Here is a 15,122-nt window from a genome sequence, read left to right as displayed (position 1 = left end):
CCAACTCAACATATTCCCTTCCATCATATTCTTTCCTATGACGCAACGCTTTGCCATCGGTCCCCGGGAAACGGCCATGCTCAACACGAGTGGCCTGCGGGAGCATTTCCTGATTGAGAACATCTTCACAGCTGGCGCAACAGAGCTGACTTACGCGCATTATGACCGCATGATAGTGGGCGGCGCGCAGCCCGCTGACACGGCGCTGGCCTTGCCCTGTCCGGAGTCGCTGAAAGCGAGTTATTTCCTCGAGCGCCGCGAGCTGGGCGCGTTGAACGTGGGCGGGGCCGGCACCATCACCGTCGACGGCCAGGTGTACGAACTGGGAAACCAGGACTGCCTCTACATCGGCCTGGGTTCCAAAGAAGTGACCTTTGCCAGCGCGACGCCGCTAATCCGGCCAAGTACTATCTGCTCTCGGCCCCGGCCCACGCCGCCCACCCCACCACGCGCCGCACCCAGGCCGAGGCCACGCCCGTGGAGATGGGCGCCGCCGAGACGGCCAACCGCCGCACCATCTACAAGTACATCTACGCCGAAGGCATCCAGAGCTGCCAACTGGTGATGGGCCTGACCCAGCTGCTGCCCGGCAACGTGTGGAACACCATGCCCGCCCACACCCACGACCGGCGCATGGAAGCCTACCTCTACTTCAGCCTGCCGGCCGGCCAGCGCGTGCTGCACCTGCTGGGCGAGCCCAGCGAGACGCGCCCCTTGTGGGTAAGCAACGAGCAAGCCATTCTCTCCCCGCCGTGGAGCATCCACACCGGCTGCGGCACGGCCGCTTACGCCTTCATCTGGGGCATGGCCGGCGAGAACCGCGAGTACACTGACATGGACACCGTACCCCCGCACGACCTGCGCTAATCCGCTGCTGATAAGGTCGGGCCATCAACAAGCTCGGTAGTTTGACGAGAAAAAACCGGTGTATTCGGAGTTGCACAATAGTAGAAACAGAGAATACCGGTAGGGAGAACTGGTCGACCGTGTTTGGGTCCACCTGGGTTTGTGGCGGGCGGGGCGTCTCGTAAAACGACCAATTTTTTCGTTCATGCTCATGGCACGGTCGTTCATGCACAATGCCAGCCGGCCGGGGGAAGGCCCACAATAACTTTGGGAACCTGGCGCCGCGGCCGTAACGGGCTGCGGCGCCAGGTTCCTTTTATGCCGCTCACCCCCTGTTATGGGATAGCATCAAAAAGTATGGGGCAGTCGGGCAGTAATCACGGCAGAAGGGAGGGAGACGGCTAATTGGCTCGTCGCTTTCACCGACCAGTACGGCTCTTTAGGTAAGCTGAGAGACGGTTGACCACCATTGCCCCATACTTTTTGATGCCCTCCCTTTACGGCGGCCCCGTTGGCCATGAGCGCGGCCTGGTTATTTGGCGGGGCCACCGAGCGTTTCAAAGGGCCGGGGCGGGCGGCGGGGTCAGGCTGAAGGCGGCAGCCGCGGCGCACAGGGCCGTGCCGGCCAGGGCCGTGCCGGCCAGGGCCGCAAGGCAGAGGAAAGCAAAAGGCACAGGGTTAAGTTAAGAAAAGGTATTACGTTCGGAAGCCGCCTTCGGTGGAAGCTGCTCTTACCGGGTCTTCGTCCAGCTTACCTCCAGGGGCGAGGCCAGCGTTTGGGCAAACCGGGCCAGGTATGCGTCCCAGTCCTGCACGGTGCGGAACTGGCCGCTTTTCGTCCAGCCAAAGCCGGCGTAGAAAACCAGGGGCGTGCCAGCGGAGCGGGTAAAAATGAGCAGGTTACTCTGGTCGGGCTGGGCAACGCGGTGGTCACGAAATTCCGTCACGTCCCCGGGGGCGAGTACGACGCCAGTGCCGATTTCGGCATCGTCGAGGGGTTCCCAATACCGAAACCAGCCGGCTTGCTGGTTGGCCCGCACGGAGCCTTGCTTATCGTGCAAGGTAATGCCCACCGCGAAATTGGGCAGGGCCTGCGCGCTGCTAAAACTGACTTCGTGCCGGCTCAGATTACTGCCCAGGTCCAGGGAAATGCGTTTTTTCTCGATAATGACCCGGCCGTTGGCGTCCCAAGGCGCATAGGTCAGTTCGAACACCGTCCGGATGGAGCCGGTGGCCAGCGTTTTGTAGCTGATAAAGTTTTTGGAGACATAAAGCCGGTCGTTGTCCCAGACGCCGGTTCCGCCGCAGCCGCGGCTGTCGCCCACGTGGTAGGGGTCGTAGCCTTCACCGCGGTCGTGGTGGTAATAGCTAGGCGTTTGCACGTTGCCGGCATACCACTTGTCGATGACGGGGTAGGGTACGCGCTTTAGCCAGCAATCCATGCCACTTGTCAGGGTGCCGTCTTTGCGGCCGGCCTCCTTCAGTTGCTGGGCCACGGGGCCGTAGGTGCGAAAGGCCACCCGCTCGTTTTCCCAGGCGTAGTCGTCGATGCGCTCCGGCACGAAGCGGGAGAACGTGGTAGTGGGGCTCGTGGGCCGCTGGGCGGCCCCATTAGATGCGCCCGACACGGTGAACCGCTTTGCCTCCTTAGCGGTCAGAGTGGTCTGAAACAGCAGCTCATCGGCTCGGCCATCGGCATCATTGTCGAGCATTTGGCTTACCAGCACCACGCCGGTCGCGGCGTCGCGCACCAGCAGGTTGTCCGCACCATAGGCCGCAATGAGGCCGGTCAGCCGGGCGGCGGGCAGGCTAACTGTTTCGGCGGGGCGCGCCACCGCCAGCCGGTTGCGAACGGTGAAAGCAAGCGGGGCCGGAGACCTGAGGGCCGGCTGGGCGGCGGAGTCCGTTGAGCGCAGTGCCGGCGGGGCCAGCAGCAGCAGGCCACCACTTAGCATGGTAGAGAAGTATGACAGGAGTGAGGCCATCAATGAGGCAGAGCTAATAATTGGGGTAAGTAGCGGAAGAGCTCAGATGCAGGAGCCACGGATTTTCATCGCCGGGGTTTGACAGGCCGGCCGCGCAGCCCCGCCTTTTTGGTGCCTTCGGGGGCTATTCGGCGGAAATATACACGCCTTTTTTGTCCGGCGGCGTTCGGGCACGGTACCGTTTTCCAGCTTCGTCGCAAACGTTGTAGCATCGGGCCGGCCGTGGGTGCGCTTGGCTAAACCTATTGTGACAGGCGCGTGCTAAAAGGAGAGCATCAAAAAGTGTGGGGCAATTGGGGGCAACCACCTCTTGCCCCACACTTTTTGATGCTTCCCGAAGGTAGGCTCTGATTAAAACAACGGTCTACCTGGCAAGGCGAGTAGGAGCCCAAGGCTATGTGCAGCGGTGTGGCTGAGTGGCGCGCCAGGTCCCGCGCACGCAAACGTTTCCGTAGATAAATGCCGTGATGTTCTGTGTTTTGCTGGGATCTATACGCACCTTTACCAGCCGGTTGTAGCCGGCCTCCCGGCCCTGCGGGTCGTTTGGGCGCCCTTGACGGGCAACCTCTTATCTGAACGTTTACGGCTGGCCTAGTGGCCATTTCCGAGACCGTTGGTCGCGGAAGCGACGCCCGTGTGTCCGGCCCATTCCGGCTTTCTCCTTCCCATACCAACTCAACCAATTCCTACCCATGAAGCAACTGCTACGCCTCTTCCTGCTCAGCTGGCTGGCCCTCGCGGCGGCCCACGCGCAGCCCATCTCCCCGTACCTGGCCGGCCAAAATGCCTGGTTGCCCACGGCCCTGGGCTCGCAGGTGTTCAACGGGCAGCTCGACCGGCTGTGGCCGATGGTGCAGCAGTCGAAGGTGCGCATGGTGCGCATCGGCGGCAACGGCGTGAACTCCAACTTGGTAACGAATGCCCAGTACATCGCCCTGATTGACTCCATCCGGCGCATCGGGGCCGAGCCGATGGTGCAGGTGTCGGAAGGGCGCGGGCGGTTCACGGCGGCGCAGGCGGCGCAGGTGGTGCAGCACGTGAACATCACGATGCAACGGAACATCAAATACTGGATTATCGGCAACGAGCCCGACCTGAACAACGCCTCGCACCCCAACCCGACGCCGGTGGCGGGGGTGGAAACCTACATCAAGGCCTTTGCGTCGGCGATGAAGGCGGTGGACCCCGCCATTCTGACGGTGGGGCCGGAAAACGCCGCCTACAACGGCTACTACCCCGCGCTGGTGGGCGGCGCCAACGACATCACCGGCCGCGACGCCAATGGCCGCTACTACATCGACGTCATCTCCTTTCACACCTACCCATTCAACGGCACGCAGACCCGCGCCGGCGTGGTGAACGGCACCACCAACCTGACCAACAACACCATCAACCTGCTGGGCCTGATGGCCAACGCCAACGCCCTGCACAACCGCACCGGGGCCAACGCCCTGCGCTGGGCCCTGACCGAGTTCAACGTCGATTTTGCCAACCCCACGGTCAATACCGTGGAAGGCGTGGGCGTGCATTCCTTCCTAAACGGGCAGTTCTGGGCCGAGGTGTTCGGGGTGGGCATGAAGTATGAGGGCCTCTCGATGCAGCCGTGGTCGATTCATGAGAGCGGTGGCGCGCGCGGGGTTGGCGATTTGGGCTACATCGACGGGGGCACGCCGTCGACTTTTAAGCCGCGCTCGGCTTTCTGGCACGAGATGCTGGTGTCGGAAAACCTGCACGGCACCAACCTCAACGCCACCGACAACCAGGCGCTGGTGAAAGTGCTGAGCAGCACCGACAACGGCACCACCGCCGTGATGCTGCTGAACGAGAGCGACGCGACGGACTACGACTTCACGTTGCAGCTGAACACGGCCGCGGCGCCCGGCGCGGCCCCGCTCAAAATCAACGTGCCGGCCGGCATCAATAACTTCTACGACGACAAAATCTACGCGCAATCGACGCTGGTGCTCTTGTTCAACGCCCAGGGCGCGCTGACCCGGAAAGTCGTGTACTCGCTGCAACACGCGCAGCAGACGCTGCCGCCCACCTACCTCAACCCCGGCCAGACTTTTACGCTGGCCAACTTTACAGCCGATAAAACCTTCACCTGCGTGGCCCCCGAAGCGGTGACCTACGCGGCCACCGTGCTGGGCGAATTCACGTCGATAAACTGGAATTTTGGGGCGGGCGCCACGCCGGCCACCGGCACCGGCAAAAACCCGGCGCCCGTGACCTACGCCACGGCCGGCAGCCCCACCGTGACGATGACGCTGGTGAACCCGGACACGACCATCGTGGTGACCCGGGCCAGCTACGTGCAGGTGAGCAACTGCATCCGCACGCCCTTCCCGGCCACCATCCCAGTGATTCCGGGCGTGGTGAAGGCCGTGGAGTTTGACAACGGCGGCCAGGGCGTGGCCTACAACGACTCGGACGTGGCCAACCGCGGCGCCCAGCTCGACCCCACGGTGCCGCGCGCCAACGAGTCGGTGGACACGGAAAATGGCGGCGAGGGCCTCGGCAACGTGGGCTACTCGGCCAACGGCGAGTGGCTGAAATATTCGGTGAACGTACTGCGCAGCGGCCTGTACCGCGTCACGGTGCGGGTGGCGTCGGGCACCACTGCGGGCGGCAGCCTGCGGCTGAGCGTGAACGACGTGGACCGAACCGGCGTGATACCCGTGCCGGGCACGGGCGGCTTCCAGACCTACCAGGACGTGGTTATCAACAACGTGTACCTGAATGCGGACGCGAATGCCACGCTCAAGTTCGACATCGTGACGAGCAGCTTCAACTTCTCGAAAATCACCTTTGCCGAGCAGCCCCTGACGGGCATCGTGGTGAACCGCCTGTACAACGGCAGCTCGACTTCGGACGGCGCGACGGATGCGGTGGAGCTGCTCGTGGTGCAGGACCGCCTCGACATTCGCGGCCTGATACTGAAGGACTTTGAAGCCAACCTGACGTCGGACACCGGCGGCAGGTACCAGTTCAGGAATAACGCCTTGTGGAAGGATTTGCGCGTTGGCACCACCATCGTGCTGCGCCGCCTCGCCTCCGGCATCACCGGCTACGCGGAAGATTTCGACCCGGCCGATTTCAAAATCGACCTGCTGATGGAAAACGCCACCTACCTGGATGCGCTGGCGCCGGTGGGCCAGAATTTCAACCTGACCCAAACCGACATGGTGCTGCTGAAAACCGGCAGCGCCAGCGGCACCGACAACCCGGTACACGCCCTGGCCACCAACGCCACGGGCCTGGCTTTCTATACCGCCGTAACCAGCGCCCGGCTGCTGCTGACCAGCGGCCTGGGCACGGGAGCCTTCGTGTACCCCACGAACCCGGCCCAGAGCACGGCCGACTACAACGGCACCAACGTGGCCACCTCCACCAGCACCAGCCGCAACTGGGGCGACGGCTTCGGCAGCGCCAATATCACCTACATCCAGTCGTTGCGCGGGCTGGCCAACCCCGTGCCGCCCATCGTGGTGAACCGCATCTACAACGGCTCGAACGCCTCGACCGGCAGCCTCGACGCCGTGGAGCTACTGGTGGTGCAGGACCACCTCGACGTGCGCGGCATGATGGTCAAGGACTTTGAATCGAACGGCACGGCCGACAACGGCGGCAAGTACCAGTTTGCCAACACGGCTTTCTGGGCAGATTTGCGCAGCGGCACCACCATCGTGCTGCGCCAGCTGGCCGGCCCCGCCGGCTACGTGCCCGACTACGACGCGTCGGATTTCACGCTGGACCTGCTGCTCGGCAATACGACCTACCTCGCCAACGTGGGCGGCGCCAACATCTTCAACATCACGCAGTACGACCTGGTGATGGTGAAGGCGGCCGGTTCGGGCGCCGCGGGCGTCACGGGCGCCCTCCACACCTTTGCCACCCGCACCGGCATTGCCGGGGCCGGCGGGGCCGTAACCACCAATTACGCCTCGGCTGCCGGCTACAAAATGACCTCGCCGGACCTGGACGGGGGCGGCAGCCCCAGCAAGTTTCATTACCCGCTGAACCCGACGCAGACTATTGCCGACTACAACGGCGCCGGTAAGGCCGATATTTCGGGCAGCACGGCCCTAAACTGGGGCTTCGGCTTCGGCACGCCCAACGTGACCTACATTCAGTCGTTGCGCAACGCCGTGACGGGTCCCGACCTAGTGGTGGCCAACGGCCAAAGCATGGCGGCCGGCGGTGCCTACAACAGCATCACGGTGCAGAGCGGCGGCACCCTCACCCTGCAGCTCAACGCCACGGTGGCCACCCCCGTGCGGGTACTGGCCGGCGGCCGGCTCGTCACCAATTGCCAAACGCTGAGCGGCGCGGGCAGCTTCGAGCTGCAGGCCGGTGCCGAGCTGCAAATCTGCGACCCGGCCGGCATTGCGGCCACCGGCGCCACGGGCGCCATTCAGCTGGCGGGCCCGCGCAGCTTCTCGCCCGAGGGCCTGTACACCTATAACGGCACCGCGCCCCAGCTAACTGGCACCGGCCTGCCCAGCCAGGTGCGCAGCCTGACGGTTAACAACACGGCTATCCTGGCCGCGGACCGCACCCTGACCCTGAGCCAGGCCACCAGCGTGCAGCAGCTGGCCCGTTTGCAAAGCGGCAACCTGAACACCGCCGGCAACGCATTCACGCTGCTCTCGTCGGCCGCGGGCACGGCGTTGGTCGATAACACCGGCGGCGTGGTGAGCGGCAGCGGCACCATGCAGCGCGCCATTACCAACGCCGTGACCGGCGCGGCCTACCGCCACTTCAGCGCGCCGGTAGCCGGGGCCACGTTTGCCAGCCTGGCCACGCCGGGCTTTGCGCCCACGTTCAATGTAGGCTACAACAGCAGCGCCACGCCTTTCGCAGTGTCGCCCTTCCCCACGGTGTTTGGCTATGACGAAAGCCGGCTGGCCACGTCGCCGGCCAGCATCGCCGCTTTCGACAAAGGCTGGTTCTCGCCCACCGGCGCCACCGACGCCATGCAGCCCACCCGCGGCTACTCGGTGAACGCCCCGGCCACGGCCGCCCCGGTAGCCTTCACCGGCACCTTCAACAACGCCGCCCAGCCCTCAGGCTCACTTGCTCGGGGCACCGACGCCGACGCCGGCTGGCAGCTGCTAGGCAACCCATACCCAAGTCCGCTGGACTGGAACACCGTGGCCGCCGGCCAGCGCCCCGGCATGGACGCCGCCATGTACGTGTACCAGAGCACCGGGCAGTACGCGGGCACCTACCGCAGCTACACCAACGGCGTGGGCGACTCGCCACTAATTGTCGCCGGCTCGGGCTACTTCGCCCGCGTGACGGTCCCCGGCACCCCCGGCGCCGTGAACCTGACCAACGCCAACCGCGTCACCACCTTCGGCACCCAGCCTGCCTTCGGGCGCGGCTCTTCCGACGCCCGGCCCCACCTGCGCCTGCGCCTGGCCGGCGCCGGTCTCGCTGATGACACGTACCTCTACTTCGAAACCGGCGCCACCGGGGCCATCGACGCGCAGTACGACGCCGTGAAGCTGCCCAACCCTGCCGGCCTTGACCTGGCTTCGCTGAGCAGCACCGCCCCGCTGGCCATCAATGGCCTGGCCCCGCTCGCAACTACCGAACTAGTGGTGCCGCTGCTGGTGCGCGCGTCGAAAGCCGGCACCTATGCTTTGGAGGTAGCGGACCTGGCCAGCTTGGGTACCGCCACGGTGTGGCTACGGGACGCCCTGACCGGCAGCCAGCAGCTGCTGACGGCGGGCAGCCGCTACTCCTTCACGTCGGCTACGCCCACGGCCGGGGCCGGGCGCTTCAGCCTGGTGTTCCGCCCGGCTACCGTCACCGCGGCGCGCCCAGAGCTGACGGCCGCTACGGTCAGCCTGTATCCAAACCCGGCCCGCGGCCGCTTCACGGTACTGTTGCCGCCCCTAGCGGGCCAGCGCGAGGTGCGGGCCACGCTGGTAAATGCGTTGGGTCAGGTGGTCTTCAGCCGCGCCATCTCGCTCACGGCCGCCGGCGCCACGGCGGAGTTCAGCACCCAAGGCCTGGCGGCGGGCGTGTACACGCTACGCCTGCAGGCCGAACAGCAGACCCTGGCCAAGCGCGTGGTGGTGGAGTAGAAACGCGGCCAAATACAAAGCAGCCGCGAGGACCTGCGGAGGTGGAACCACCTCTTGCTTTGGGTCCCGCGGCTGCTTCCGTGTTGAAGCTCCCTCAGCCCCGGGGAAGACGTCCGCTTGCGGCTGGTCGTGGGCTTCGCTGCCAACTAGGCCAAACAACCCACCGGCGCACGAGGCGGACGCACACGACATCCCAGGCAAGCGCACGTCTCGTTGTTTGCCTAACCAACTGATTGCTGCACGGGGTACGCGAAACCGCAACGAGGGAACCAAGCCGCGCAGCCTGGTTCCCTCGTTGCGGTTTGAACCGTCGCTTATTGGCGATTTGCGCAGTTCCTACGACTTGAACACAGTGGCCTACCCCGCTGCCGGGGCGTTGCGGGTCGCTTGGGGCACGTGGCCCCGCAGGCCGTACCAGAAAATGTAGGCGTAGCACAGCACCGGCAGCACAAAAGCCAGCCGCAGCGCATGCACCCCGCCGCCGCCCAGCTGGCTGTCGGCCAGCAGGCCGAACAGCGGCGGCACAATGGCCCCGCCCACTATAGCCGCCGAAAGCAGCCCGGAGGCTTCTTCGGTGTGGCGGCCCAGGCCGGCTACGGCCAGCGTGAAGATGGTGGGAAACATGATGGAGTTCATCAGGCCCGCGGCCAGCAGGCTCCACATGGCCACTTCGCCGCCGGTATTCACCGAAACCAGCACCAGCACGATGGCCCCGATGGCGGCGCAGGCCAGCACCCGGCCCGGCCGGAAGATGCGCAGCAGGGCCACGCCCAGGAAGCGGCCCACCATGGCCCCGCCCCAGTAGTAGCTCACCTGCTCGCCGGCAGCCTGCGCCGACAGGTTCATCACCTCGGGCTGGTTGAGGTAGCTCACCAGGTGCGAGCCGATGGCCACTTCGGCGCCCACGTAGGTGAAGATGCCCACCAGGCCCAGCAGCAGGTGGCGGAAGTGCCAGGGCCGCTGCGGGTCGCCGGTCGGGGCCGGGGCGTGGGCCACTTGGGGCAGCTTCAGAAAGCTTAGCAGCAGGCTGATTCCTACCAGCACCCCGCCGATGCCCAGGTAAAGCAGTTGCACCGGCGCCACGTCGAGCGCGGCGGCTTGCGCGGCGGTCATCTTTTTCAGGTCGGGCAGCCGCGACAGGATGAGGGCCGCGCCCAGGGCCGGGGCAATGGCGGTGGCCAGCGAATTAAACGCCTGCGTGAGGGTGAGGCGCGACGACGCCGTTTCGGGCGGGCCCAGGATGGCCACGTAGGGGTTGCCGGCCACCTGCAGCAGCACGATGCCCGTGGCCAGCACGAACAGCGCCCCCAGAAACAGCTCGAACGTGCGGCTGGCGGCGGCCGGGTAAAACAGGAAGCAGCCCAGCGCCGCCACCAGAAAGCCCAGCAACATGCCGCGCTTATAACCAAAGCGCTTCACCACCCGGCCGCCGGCACGCCCATCACGAGGTAGGCCCCGAAAAAGCAGAAGTTCACCAGGTTCACCTTGGCGTAGCTCAGCGTGAACAACCCCTTGAGGTAGGGAATGAGGATGTCGTTGAGGCAGGTGATGAACCCCATCATGAAAAACAGCACCGTGAGCGAGGCCAGCGCCGAGGTGTAGCGGGGGGCGGCCTGGCCGGGCACTACGGCTGAGGTGGACGGAGCAGGCAGAAACGAAGCAGTGGCCATATGGGAGGAAGGAAAAATGTAAAAGCAGTGGTCGGATGTGGCCCAAAAGTGGAAAATGCTACCGACTTCCAATGGCTAAACGCCGGGTGTTCAGCGCCAACCGCAGTGGCACCGGACGATTGTTAGGGTGTCTAAGCTTCCATTATGCTGCGCTCGACACCCATTTCCAGGCCGCGCAGTTCGGCTAGTCCGCGCAGGCGGCCGATGGCCGAATAGCCGGGATTGGTCTTTTTGCGCAGGTCGTCGAGCATCTGGTGGCCGTGGTCGGGGCGCATGGGCAGCCGGGTGCCCCGCTGGCGCATCACGGCAATGAGCTCACGCATCACGGCGTACATGTCCACGTCGCCTTCAAGGTGGTTGGCTTCGTAGAAATTGCCGTGCTCGTCGCGTTGGGTGCTGCGCAAGTGAATGAAGTGAATGCGGTCGGCGAACTGGCGCACCATGGCGGGCAGGTCATTATCCGCCCGCACGCCGAACGAGCCGGTGCAGAAACACAGGCCGTTGCGCGGCGAAGGGACGGCCGTCGCCAGCGCGGCCACGTCGGCGGCAGTGCTCACTACCCGCGGCAACCCCAGGATGGGGTAGGGCGGGTCGTCGGGGTGAAGGGCGAGGTTGAGGCCCACTTCCTCCGCCACCGGCACAATCTCCCGCAGAAACAGAATCAGGTGGTGCCGCAGCTGCGCGGCGTCGATGCCCGCGTACGCGTCCAACGCCTGCTGAAACTGCGCCAGGGTGAAGCTCTCCTCGCTGCCCGGCAGCCCGGCAATGATGTTGCGCTGGAGCTGGAGCTGCTCCGCGTCGCTCATCTCGGCTAGGCGGCTTTCGGCGCGGGCCATTTCTTCGGGCGTGTAGTCCAGCGCGGCTCCGCGCCGCCGGAGCAACAGCGCATCAAACGCCACAAAAGCCGCTTTCTCGAACCGCAGCGCCTTGGAGCCGTCCTCGACTTCGTAGGCCAGGTCGGTGCGCGTCCAGTCCAGCACGGGCATGAAATTGTACGTCACGGTGCCGATGCCGCAGGCCGCTATGTTGCGCAGCGACTCCTGGTAGTTGGCGATGTGCCGCACGTAGTCGCCGCTGCGGGTTTTGATGGATTCGGGCACTGGCACGCTTTCCACCACGCTCCAGGTGAGGCCGGCGGCGGCCACCTCGGCTTGCCGCTGCTGAATTTCGGCCATCGGCCAGACTTCCCCGTTGGGAATGTGGTGCAGGGCCGTCACCACGCCGGTGGCGCCGGCCTGGCGGATATCGGCGAGGCTAACCGGGTCGGTGGGGCCGTACCAGCGCCAGCTTTGGAGTATGGGCATTTTATCTGGCTTATCAACAACCGTCATGCATCAGCTGCGCTCAGCAAGACGGTTATTATTCGTTCGACACTAGAAAATCATACCCCGCTGTAAGCGTTGAAGCCGCCGTCCACCATCACCGTTTCGCCGGTGACGAAGCGCGAGGCGTCGCTGAGCAGGTAGATGAGCGTGCCGGTGAGCTCCTCGGGCTGGCCGAAGCGCTGGAAGGGCGTGGCGGCGATGATTTTGCCGGCCCGCTCGGTGGGCGTGCCGTCGGGGTGCAGCAGCAGGTGGCGGTTTTGCTCGGTGAGGAACACGCCGGGCGCGATGGCGTTCATGCGCAGGGCCCCGCCGTAGCGCAGGCCCAGCTCGGTGGCCATCCATTGGGTGTAGGCCTCGATGGCTTTTTTGGCCATGGTGTAGCCCAGCACCCGCGTCAGGGGCCGCTGCGCGGTGAGCGACGACACGTTGACGATGGAGCCCCGGCCGTGCGCCGCCATTACGCGGCCGAACACGGTGGTCGGAATCACGGTGCCGAACAGGTTCAGGTCCACCGCCGCGCGGGTTTGGGCGATGTTCAGGTCGAACAAGTCCTGGTCGGGGCCCACGGTGGCGCCGGGCAGGTTGCCGCCGGCCGCGTTCACCAGCCCGTCCACGGTGCCCCAGGTATCCACTATTTCCGAGCAGGCGGCGTGCATCTGGCCCTCGTCGAGCACGTCGGCCAGCACCGACATGGCCGTGCCGCCCCCGGCCCGGATAGCGGCCACGCGGGCGGCGGCGCGCCCGGCGTCACGGCCCAGCACGGCCACTTTGGCCCCGGCTTCGGCCACGGCCAGCGACATGCTTTCGCCCAGCACTCCGGTGGCCCCGGTAATGACGATAACCCGGTCGCGCAGCGAAAACTGGTCGAGTGCCGAGCGGCGCGGCGCGGCGCCATCATGGGCGGCCGGCAAAGATTCTAGCGCGAGGGGAAGCATAAGCGGGATAGGATTAGGGTACGAGCGTGAGTTTGCCTTCCAGGCGGGTGTCGTCGGAGGCGCTGCCGATGAACAGCCGGAAGTCGCCGGGCTCGGCGGCCCAGGCGAGCTGCTGGTTGTAGAAGGAGAGCGTGGCGCGGTCGATGGTGAAGGTGACGGTCTGGCTTTCACCAGGCTTGAGGGCCAGCTTCTGGAAGCCCTTCAGCTCCTTCAGCGGCCGGGCTACGGAGGCCACCACGTCGTGCAGGTAGAGCTGCGCCACCTCCTCGCCGGCGCGGGTGCCGGTGTTGGTGATGCGGAACTGCACGCGCACGCTCTGGTCGGCCGTCAGGGTGGGCTGGCTGAGTTGCAGGTTGTCGTACCTGAACGTGGTGTAGCTCAGGCCGTGGCCGAAGGCGTAGCGCGGCGTGTTGGGCGCGTCGAGGTAGGCCGACTTGTAGCGGATTTCGCCGGGCTTGGTGATGGGTCGGCCGGTGTTGTACTGCTGGTAGCTGATGGGAATCTGGCCGGCGTTGCGCGGAAACGTCATGGGCAGCTTGCCGGCCGGGTTGTAGTCGCCGTAGAGCACGTTGGCCAGGGCGGGGCCGCCCTCCGCGCCCGGCCACCAGGCGTAAAGAATGGCGTCGGCCTGCTCGGCAATGGCGTCGAAAATCAGCGGCCGGCCGCCGAAAATTACCACGACCACGGGCTTGCCGGTGGCTTTCAGGGCCTGGAACAGCTCTTCCTGCACGCCGGGCAGGTGAAGGTCGGTGCGCGACTTGGCCTCGCCGCTCATTTCCCAGGTTTCGCCCACGGCCAGCACCACTACATCAGCGGTTTGGGCGGCGGCCACGGCGGCGGCAAAGCCGGCGCGGGAGTCGCCCTGCACGTTGCAGCCCTTGGCGTACGCCAGCCGCGTACCGGCTCCCACGCGCTTCGCCAAGCCGTCATAAAACGAGGTAATGAGCGTGGTGTCGGCGTTCAGGGCCCAGCTGCCGTCGAGGTCGCGGCGCGACTTAGCCAGCGGGCCGATGAGGGCCACGGTGCGGTGCTGCTTGCCCAGGGGCAACGTGTTGTTCTGATTCTTAAGCAGCACCAGCGACTTTTCGGCCATCTGGCGGGCGGCCACGCGGTGTTGCGGGTCGCTGAGGACTTGCTTTTCGCGCTTCAGGTCCGAAAACTTGTAGGGGTCGTCGAACAGGCCCAGCTCGAATTTCTTGCGCAAAATGCGGCGCACGGCGTCGTCTACGAGGGCGGTTTCCACTTTGCCGTCCTTCACCAGCTGGGCCAGGTGGTTGCGGTAGGCGTCGCTTTCCATGTCCATGTCGGAGCCGGCGGTTATGGCTTTTTGGGCGGCATCGGCCGGGTCGCGGGCGTAGCCCCAGGGCACCATCTCGCCGATGGAGCCCCAGTCGCTCACCACGAAGCCCTGGTACTTCCACTGGCCTTTCAGAATGTCGCGCTGCAGGTACTTGTTGCCGGTGGCGGGCACCCCGTTCAGGGTGTTGAAGGAGTTCATGAACGTGGCCACACCGGCATCCACGGCGGCTTTGAAGGGCGGCAGGTAGGTTTCCCAAAGCTGTTGGTCGCTCAGGTCCACGGCGTTGTAGTCGCGGCCGGCGGTGGCGGCGCCGTAGGCCGCAAAGTGCTTGGCGCAGGCCATGATAGCGTCGGTGCCGCCCAGCCGCTCGCCCTGGAAGCCCAGCACGCGGGCCCGCGCAATCTGCGCGCCCAGGTAGGCGTCTTCGCCGGCGCCTTCCATCACGCGGCCCCAGCGCGGGTCGCGGGCCACGTCCACCATCGGGGCAAACGTCCAGTGCTGGCCGGCGGCGGCGGCTTCGCGGGCCGCCACGTGCGCGCCCTGCCGGATGGCGGCCATATCCCACGACGCCGCTTCGGCCAGCGGAATGGGAAACACCGTCTGGTAGCCGTGAATCACGTCGAGCCCGAACAGCAGGGGAATTTTCAGGCGCGATTTCAGGGCCTCGGCCTGTACCTCGCGGGTGGCCTGCACGCCGGTCACGTTCAGCATCGAGCCCACCAAGCCGCTACGGATGCTGTTGAGCAAATCGGTTTTGCGGTCGCTGGCCGGCCCCGTCAGCTGCCGCCCCGAGTACTGCGTGAGCTGCCCTACCTTCTCAGCCAGCGTCATCTGCGCCAGCAACGTGCTGATGCGCTGCTCGGTGCCGGCCGCGTCGCTTGGCTGCGCGCCCGCGGAACCGCTGGCCAGCAGCAGACCTGTGAGGAGTAAAAGGCAAGAAAATTGAAAGCGCATCAAAGAAAAAAC

General features: G+C 65.5%; 8 protein-coding genes. 2 read left to right on the top strand and 6 right to left on the bottom strand.

Translation table 11 applies throughout. The features are described 5' to 3' along the window. Nucleotides 1–216: 216 nt before the first annotated feature. Nucleotides 217–867, top strand: coding sequence for a 5-dehydro-4-deoxy-D-glucuronate isomerase (gene kduI, locus BEN47_RS07060; RefSeq protein ID WP_317039481.1), 651 nt, complete (start codon nucleotides 217–219; stop codon nucleotides 865–867). A gap of 710 nt (nucleotides 868–1,577) precedes the next feature. On the opposite strand, the gene BEN47_RS07055 is transcribed toward kduI, so the two are convergent. After that, nucleotides 1,578–2,831, bottom strand: coding sequence for a BT3233 family polysaccharide utilization protein (locus tag BEN47_RS07055; protein ID WP_083322210.1), 1,254 nt, complete (start codon nucleotides 2,829–2,831; stop codon nucleotides 1,578–1,580). A gap of 692 nt (nucleotides 2,832–3,523) precedes the next feature. Between BEN47_RS07055 and BEN47_RS07050 the strand changes: the two genes are divergently transcribed. Next, entirely contained in the window at nucleotides 3,524–8,926 is a 5,403-nt protein-coding gene (locus BEN47_RS07050) for a DUF8693 domain-containing protein (RefSeq protein WP_070726656.1), read from the top strand. Between the two features lie 357 nt (nucleotides 8,927–9,283). Here the strand turns inward: BEN47_RS07050 and BEN47_RS07045 are convergent, their stop codons facing one another. From BEN47_RS07045 to bglX, 5 genes are all read right to left on the bottom strand, one after another. Continuing rightward, entirely contained in the window at nucleotides 9,284–10,318 is a 1,035-nt protein-coding gene (locus BEN47_RS07045) for a sugar MFS transporter (RefSeq protein WP_239691527.1), read from the bottom strand. 23 nt (nucleotides 10,319–10,341) lie between these two features. Continuing rightward, nucleotides 10,342–10,596, bottom strand: coding sequence for a hypothetical protein (locus tag BEN47_RS22010; RefSeq protein WP_239691526.1), 255 nt, complete (start codon nucleotides 10,594–10,596; stop codon nucleotides 10,342–10,344). A 131-nt stretch (nucleotides 10,597–10,727) separates the two neighbouring features. Next, nucleotides 10,728–11,900 (bottom strand): mannonate dehydratase, encoded by a 1,173-nt coding sequence (gene uxuA, locus BEN47_RS07040; protein WP_070726655.1) that lies wholly within the window; start codon nucleotides 11,898–11,900, stop codon nucleotides 10,728–10,730. Between the two features lie 77 nt (nucleotides 11,901–11,977). Next, complete coding sequence (locus BEN47_RS07035; protein WP_083322209.1) at nucleotides 11,978–12,856, bottom strand: SDR family oxidoreductase; 879 nt, start codon at nucleotides 12,854–12,856, stop codon at nucleotides 11,978–11,980. Between the two features lie 13 nt (nucleotides 12,857–12,869). Further along, nucleotides 12,870–15,110 carry a beta-glucosidase BglX gene (gene bglX / locus BEN47_RS07030; RefSeq protein WP_070726650.1) on the bottom strand — a complete coding sequence of 747 codons (2,241 nt, stop codon included), beginning with the start codon at nucleotides 15,108–15,110 and terminating at the stop codon, nucleotides 12,870–12,872. Nucleotides 15,111–15,122: the final 12 nt, after the last annotated feature.

This window comes from Hymenobacter lapidarius (genome assembly GCF_001816145.1).
Taxonomy (GTDB): domain Bacteria; phylum Bacteroidota; class Bacteroidia; order Cytophagales; family Hymenobacteraceae; genus Hymenobacter; species Hymenobacter lapidarius.
This window is presented reverse-complemented; position numbering and strand designations above follow the sequence as displayed.

Coding starts and splice junctions, on each gene's coding strand:
- BEN47_RS07035 (WP_083322209.1), bottom strand. CDS start 12,856: ATGCTTCCCCTCGCGCTAGAATCTTTGCCGGCCGCCCATGATGGCGCC.
- bglX (WP_070726650.1), bottom strand. CDS start 15,110: ATGCGCTTTCAATTTTCTTGCCTTTTACTCCTCACAGGTCTGCTGCTG.
- BEN47_RS07050 (WP_070726656.1), top strand. CDS start 3,524: ATGAAGCAACTGCTACGCCTCTTCCTGCTCAGCTGGCTGGCCCTCGCG.
- BEN47_RS07045 (WP_239691527.1), bottom strand. CDS start 10,318: ATGTTGCTGGGCTTTCTGGTGGCGGCGCTGGGCTGCTTCCTGTTTTAC.
- BEN47_RS22010 (WP_239691526.1), bottom strand. CDS start 10,596: ATGGCCACTGCTTCGTTTCTGCCTGCTCCGTCCACCTCAGCCGTAGTG.
- uxuA (WP_070726655.1), bottom strand. CDS start 11,900: ATGCCCATACTCCAAAGCTGGCGCTGGTACGGCCCCACCGACCCGGTT.
- BEN47_RS07055 (WP_083322210.1), bottom strand. CDS start 2,831: ATGGCCTCACTCCTGTCATACTTCTCTACCATGCTAAGTGGTGGCCTG.